Origin of the sequence: Antarcticirhabdus aurantiaca (assembly GCF_009765365.1) — a bacterium.
Classification (GTDB): domain Bacteria; phylum Pseudomonadota; class Alphaproteobacteria; order Rhizobiales; family Rhizobiaceae; genus Antarcticirhabdus; species Antarcticirhabdus aurantiaca.
The window spans coordinates 1-6,084 of record NZ_VTOM01000047.1; the positions used below are offsets into that span (position 1 = coordinate 1).

General features: G+C 67.5%; 5 protein-coding genes. All 5 read left to right on the forward strand.

Features of this window, described 5'->3' with window-relative positions; translation table 11 throughout:
- Nucleotides 1-459, forward strand: a 459-nt coding sequence (locus tag FZN60_RS28340; RefSeq protein ID WP_304505926.1) for a pyruvate kinase alpha/beta domain-containing protein, incomplete at its 5' end; no start/stop codon positions are given.
- Between the two features lie 210 nt (nucleotides 460-669).
- The gene (locus FZN60_RS28345; RefSeq protein WP_158877744.1) at nucleotides 670-2,109 is read left to right on the forward strand and encodes a UbiA family prenyltransferase; all 1,440 of its coding nucleotides are present in this window, start codon (nucleotides 670-672) and stop codon (nucleotides 2,107-2,109) included.
- A 154-nt stretch (nucleotides 2,110-2,263) separates the two neighbouring features.
- Nucleotides 2,264-2,710, forward strand: coding sequence for an EamA family transporter (locus tag FZN60_RS28350; protein WP_158877746.1), 447 nt, complete (start codon nucleotides 2,264-2,266; stop codon nucleotides 2,708-2,710).
- Nucleotides 2,707-3,723 (forward strand): NAD-dependent epimerase/dehydratase family protein, encoded by a 1,017-nt coding sequence (locus FZN60_RS28355; protein ID WP_158877748.1) that lies wholly within the window; start codon nucleotides 2,707-2,709, stop codon nucleotides 3,721-3,723. The genes FZN60_RS28350 and FZN60_RS28355 overlap by 4 nt, the downstream gene beginning before the upstream one ends.
- A gap of 15 nt (nucleotides 3,724-3,738) precedes the next feature.
- Nucleotides 3,739-5,193 carry an aspartate aminotransferase family protein gene (locus FZN60_RS28360; protein ID WP_158877750.1) on the forward strand — a complete coding sequence of 485 codons (1,455 nt, stop codon included), beginning with the start codon at nucleotides 3,739-3,741 and terminating at the stop codon, nucleotides 5,191-5,193.
- The last annotated feature ends 891 nt before the right edge of the window (nucleotides 5,194-6,084 follow it).

The following is a 6,084-nucleotide window of genomic DNA, read 5'->3' on the forward strand; positions in this document are numbered from 1 at the left end:
CGCATCGCCGAGCGCGTCGAGAAGGACCCGCTCTATCCCGGCATCATCTTCGCCCAGCGTCCGGCCCCGGAGGCCACCGGCGCCGACGCCGTGTCGCTCGCCGCGCGCCAGATGGCCGAGACGCTCGGCGTCTCCGTGATCGTCACCTATACGGCGACCGGCACCTCGGGCCTTCGCACGGCGCGCGAGCGCCCGCAGATTCCGATCCTGGCGCTGTCCCCGGTTCTGGCGACGGCGCGCCGCCTGAGCCTCGTCTGGGGGCTCGACTGCGTGGTGACGGAAGATGCCCAGAGCCTCGACGACATGGTCGACAAGGCCTGCCGCATCGCCGTCGAGCAGCGCTATGCCCGGGCCGGGGAGCGCTTGATCGTCACCGCCGGCGTGCCGCTGCGCACGCCCGGCGCCACGAACATGCTGCGCATCGCCTATATCGGCTCGGACGGCCTGTCCGCCGTTTGATCGCGATCCTCGATCGGCGGACGCGGACGCGTCCGCCGATCGGTCGACGTTTAATGATCCGGGAAAGCGCTTGGACACCGCGCTTTCAAAGGGTTCCGCGCGACGGCCCCGCATTTCACCGATCGGAAAGCCGCACGCGAAGATAGTCGCCGCGACGCCAAGACGGGTCCGCTTCCACGAGTGAAGCGCCCGAGCCCTGGAGACGCGGCGATGGATGTTAGGCTCGCGGACGACGACCGTCCGGTTTTCGTCGATTTGGACGAAACCCTGATCCGCACGGATCTCCTGTGGGAGTCGCTCTTCCTGTTCGCGCGCCAGAAGCCTCTGGAGCTCTGGCGTGTGCCGCTCTGGCTGGCGGCGGGGCGGGCGCGGCTGAAGGCCGAGCTTGCCGCGGGCATCGAGTTCGACCCGGCCGCGCTTCCTTATCGCGACTCCGTCGTCGCCGAGATCGAGGCGGCCCGCGCCGCCGGCCGGCGCGTCGTCCTGGCGACGGGCGCCAACGAGCGTCTCGCGGGCGCCGTGGCCGATCATCTCGGCTGCTTCGATGCCGTGATCGCCAGCGACGCGACGACGGACCTGACGCCGGACGCCAAGCTCGCCCGCATCGAGGCCGAGAGCGGCGAGCGCGGGTTCAGCTATTTCGGCCACCGGCGCGAGGATCTCGGCCTCCTCGACAAGGCCGACGACGCGGTCGTCGTCGCGCCGGGCCGCCGGGTACGCCAGTGGCAGGCGAAGACCGGCAGCCATGCCGTCGAGGACGACACCAGCCGCCTTCGGGCGCTCGCCAAGGTGATGCGCCCGCATCAATGGGCGAAGAACGTCCTCGTCTTCGTGCCGATGGTGCTGTCGCACGAGTATTTCGACGCCCGCATGCTGCTGGAAGGGCTGCTCGCCTTCCTCGCCTTCTCCTTCGCGGCCTCCTCGGTCTACATCGTCAACGACCTTCTCGACCTGTCGGCCGACCGGCGGCACAAGACCAAGCGCCGTCGGCCCTTCGCGGCCGGCACGGTGCCCATCCCGCAGGGGCTGATGCTGGCGGCGGGGCTCGTGGCCTCGTCCGTCCTTCTCGCCTCGATGCTACCGGTCGAGTTCCGGTGGATGCTCGCGGCCTACTTCGTCGCGACCACGGCCTATTCCTTCTCCTTGAAGCGGATGCTGCTGGTCGACGTCCTGACGCTGGCGGGGCTCTACACCGCCCGCATCATCGCCGGCGCCTTCGCCATGGACGTCAACGTGTCCTTCTGGCTTCTCGCCTTCTCGGTGTTCTTCTTCCTGTCGCTCGCCCTGGTGAAGCGCTTCACGGAGCTCCTGGAAGCCGGGCCGGGTGCCCAGCGCAACCAGACCGGCCGGGGCTACGTCGCGGCCGACCTCGAGACGATCGGGCAGGCGGGCATGAGCTCGGCCTTCGCCTCGGTGCTCGTGCTCGCGCTCTACATCGACTCGGCCGACGTCCGGCACCTCTATGCCGAGCCCTTCGTGATCTGGCTGCTCTGCCCGCTCGTCCTCTACATCATCGTGCGCATCTGGATGCTGGCCCGTCGCGGCGCGATGCACGAGGACCCCGTCGTCTTCATCATGCGGGACTGGCGCTCGCAGCTGATGATCGGCCTGGGCGCCGCGCTGTTCTTCCTGGCCGCCAACGGCTTCTGAGCCAAGCCCCGTCTTGCTGCGCGAGATCGTTCGAATTCGAACGATGATCCCAAGCATCGCTTCACCTTGAGCGCGAAATGTCCGGCGCGCTTAACTCGAAGACCACTTCGGGCGGGCACATTCTCCTCATTCGAACAACAGAAAGATGCCGTGCATGTCGAGGTATCTGCCCTTCATTCTCTTCACGGTGTTCACCAACGCCGCCGCGCAGCTGATGCTGAAGCACGGGATGATGCAGCTCGGCGCGATCAGCTTCGCCGGAGCCAACCCGGTCCTGAAGATCCTGTCGATCGTCTTCAGCCCCTTCGTCTTCCTCGGCCTCTGCACCTTCGTGATCTCGATGGCCTCGCATCTCTTCGTCCTGTCGAAGGTCGAGCTGTCCTACGCCTATCCCTTCCTGTCGCTCGCCTACGTGGCCGTCGCCTTCGCGGCCTGGTTCCTCTTCGGCGAGGACCTGAACGCCTACCGCATGGCCGGCATCGCGCTGATCTGCGCCGGCACCGTGCTCATCGCCCAGGGCGGCTCGACCGTCCACGAGCCGGCGACCAGCCTCGCGGCCAACGCATCCTCCAACACCACCGCAGTCGAGGTTTCCCGATGAAGCATATCATTTTCGGCGGCGACGGCTTCGTCGGACGCCATCTCGCGCAGCGCCTCGTCGCCGACGGCGAGACCGTGATCGTCGCCGACATCGTGAAGAGCGACCTGCCGCACTACGCCCGCTGCACCTTCCTCCACACCGACGTGACCGATCCGCAGTCCGTGCGCCGCGTGCCGATCGAGGCGGAGGACATGGTCTACAACCTGTCGGCCAAGATGCTCTCGCCGCTCCAGGTGCGGGCCAAGCGCCACGACTTCTTCTTCCCCGTGAACTATCACGGCACCGTCCACATCATCGAGGCGATGGCGGCGGCGGGGGCGAAGGACCTCGTCCACTTCACCACCGACATGATCTATGGCCATACCGTCTTCCACCCGATGACGGAGGACCACCCGGTCGCTCCGCTCGGCGAGTACGGCCTGTCCAAGCTGAAGACCGAGGAGCTCGCCGCCGAGTGGCGCGAGAAGGGCATGAACATCTCGCTGTTCCGCCCGCGCCTCATCATCGGGCCGGGACGCCTCGGCATCCTGGAGAAGCTTTTCAAGCTCGTCGACGCCAACCTGCCGGTGCCGATGATCGGGTCGGGCAAGAACCCCTACCAGTTCATCTCGGTCTTCGACTGCGCCGAGGCCGCGCGCCTCGCCTGGAAGGCGGGCGTGCCGAACGAGGCCTACAATCTCGGCTCGCTGAACCCGCCGCCCGTCCGCAAGCTCCTCGGCGACCTCGTGCGCCATGCCGGCTCGAAGTCGCTCCTCATCCCGACGCCCGCCTGGGCGGTCAAGCGCACGCTCGACCTCTTCGACGCGCTCAACATGCCGATCATGGATCCCGAGCAGTACCTCATCGCCGACGAGGACTGCCTGCTCGACGTGTCCAAGGGCAAGCGCGACCTCGGCTGGGTGCCGCAGTATCGCGACGAGGACATGCTGATCGCCGCCTACAACGAATACCGCGCCAAGAAGACGGGCAAGCGCGCCGCGTCTCCGGCCGCCGCCGGCGTTCCGGCCGAGTAAGGGAGAACACCAGTCATGCTCGACCGTCCGACGCTCACCGCCCCGAGCCTCGCCGCGCCTGTCCGCAGCGGCCCGGAGAAGCCCAAGCTCCTGTCCGTCGAGGAGGCGAAGGCCCTCGACGTCGGCACCATGGCCGACCTGTTCAAGGAGCACATCAACCCCGGCCAGTTCCACTTCATGAAGCTGCTCGGCTTCCACAAGATCAAGGTCGAGCGCGCGGAAGGCATGTACTACGTCGACCAGAACGGTCGGAAGATCCTCGACTTCTTCGGCGGCTTCGGCTCGCTCGCCTTCGGCCACAACCATCCCCGCATCATCGAGGCGCGCCGCAAGTTCGGCGAGGAGGGGCGCCACGAGATCGCGATCGCCTTCCTGTCGCAATACGCCTCGGCGCTCGCCAAGAACCTCGCGGCGTGCTCGCCGGGCGAGCTGGACATGGTGTTCCTCGGCTCCTCCGGCTCGGAAGCCATGGAAGCCGCGGTGAAGGTCGCCGAGCGTGCGTCCGGCCGCAGGAACTGCAAGATCGTCCACGCCGAGAACTCGTTCCACGGCAAGACCAAGGGCGTCCTGTCGCTGACCGACTCGCCGCTCTACCAGGGCGAGTTCCGCCTGGTGAACAACACCGTCAAGGTGCCCTTCGGCGATCTGAAGGCGCTGACCCGCGCCGTCGAGAGCGATCCCGAGATCGGCGTCGTGGTGCTGGAGACGATCCAGGGCGGCGGCGGCATCATCGAGGCGCCGACCGAGTACTGGCAGGGCGTGCGCGCGCTCTGCGACAAGCACAAGGTGATCTGGGTCGCCGACGAGGTGCAGTGCGGCTTCGGCCGGTCGGGCCGCTTCTACGCCTTCGAGCACCACGGCGTGGTGCCGGACGTGACGGCGCTGGCGAAGTCGCTCGGCGGCGGCAAGGCTGCGGTCGGCGCGATGATCGCCAAGCGCGACGTCTACATGAAGGCCTACGGCACGCCGAAGACCGCGATGATCCACGCTCACGCCACCTTCGGCGGCATCGGCGAGGCCTGCGTCACCTCGATCGAGGCGCTGAACGTGCTCTACGACGAGGACCTCATCGGCAATGCCGAGGACACCGGCAACTACCTGCTGGAGCGCCTCAACGCGATCAAGGACAAGCATCCGAGCCTCATCAAGGAGGTGCGCGGCCGCGGCCTGATGATCGGGCTGGAGTTCCAGGACTTCTCGCGGGCGCTGCCCTTCGCGCTCCGGCCGATGGTCGCCATGCTCGACGACAAGCTCAAGGGCTCGCTGTCCGGCTTCGTCGGCGCGCTGCTCCTGCGCGACTACGACTGCCTCGTCGCCTTCACCGAGTACAACCGCAACGTCATCCGCCTGGAGCCGCCGCTGATCTGCGGCGACGAGCACGTCGACCAGTTCTGCGACGCCCTCGATGCGCTCCTGTCGCGCGGCATCGTCTCGATCGTGAAGGACTTCGTGAAGAGCCAACTCGGCTGAGATCCCGAGAAACGACATGACGGAGAGGGCCGGGAGCGATCCCGGCCTTTTCGCATGGGCGGGACGGCGATCACCGACACGGCGGCGTGCGAGTGCGATCCCGCGCCGCGTGGAGGCGGCCGAGGCGTTGGAGCATGCAGTGCCTCCTTTGCCGGGAGGGCTGGGGGCGCCGCAGGCCGAACCTGCGACGTATGCTAATCGTCAGAAAGGGTCCGCCTGCGGCGCCCACCGCGAGGGACTGCGTCGCTTTTCCGATGCGGGGCCATCCCGCACCGCGCGCGTCGGAGCCAGAAACGGGCGGCTTCACCCATGCCTGGCGGCGTCCTCCCGAGTTCGGGTCTGTCCCAACCGGGGCCCGGGTCTGCCTTCGGGGATACTCCACGGCGCGGGCCGTTACAGCCTGCACCGATCCTCGCGCGTCGCGCCGCCCGGGTGAGCGCTCCTCCGGAAGAAGCGAACCGCACCGGACCTCGCCCGCCGGCCCCCTCGAACGATCCCGGTGATCATTCGCGCCCATCCGAATGGGCCGGCGGTGACGTGGAGAATAGGGGCGGGGCGGAAGGGCGTGGACAAGTCGCCGCTTCAGGAGCGTCGCGCGCGGCGGATCGGCGGCGGTGCGCGCCCTCACGATGATGCGGTCCGGCTCCATGACGGTTCGGCGTCGTCGGCACGGTGGTCAAAGAATTCGAGCCGCCCAGGCGGCATCAATGAGGCGCACCGAACAAGTTCGAAGCATGCTACAACAATGCAGCCGTCGTGATCGACCGCTTTCGACCCTGGCTGTGTCAAAACCCTGCTCATGCTATCTTCTTCAGGGTGGTCTGGAGGATGGCATGGGACGCTTCGTTGTCGGCGCCGATCGCGATCAGGCGACGCTGTTCCCGCCCTGCC

Excerpts from the sequence above, each read along its gene's own strand:
- FZN60_RS28355 (WP_158877748.1), top strand. The coding sequence starts at position 2,707 with ATGAAGCATATCATTTTCGGCGGCGACGGCTTCGTCGGACGCCATCTC.
- FZN60_RS28345 (WP_158877744.1), top strand. The coding sequence starts at position 670 with ATGGATGTTAGGCTCGCGGACGACGACCGTCCGGTTTTCGTCGATTTG.
- FZN60_RS28360 (WP_158877750.1), top strand. The coding sequence starts at position 3,739 with ATGCTCGACCGTCCGACGCTCACCGCCCCGAGCCTCGCCGCGCCTGTC.
- FZN60_RS28350 (WP_158877746.1), top strand. The coding sequence starts at position 2,264 with ATGTCGAGGTATCTGCCCTTCATTCTCTTCACGGTGTTCACCAACGCC.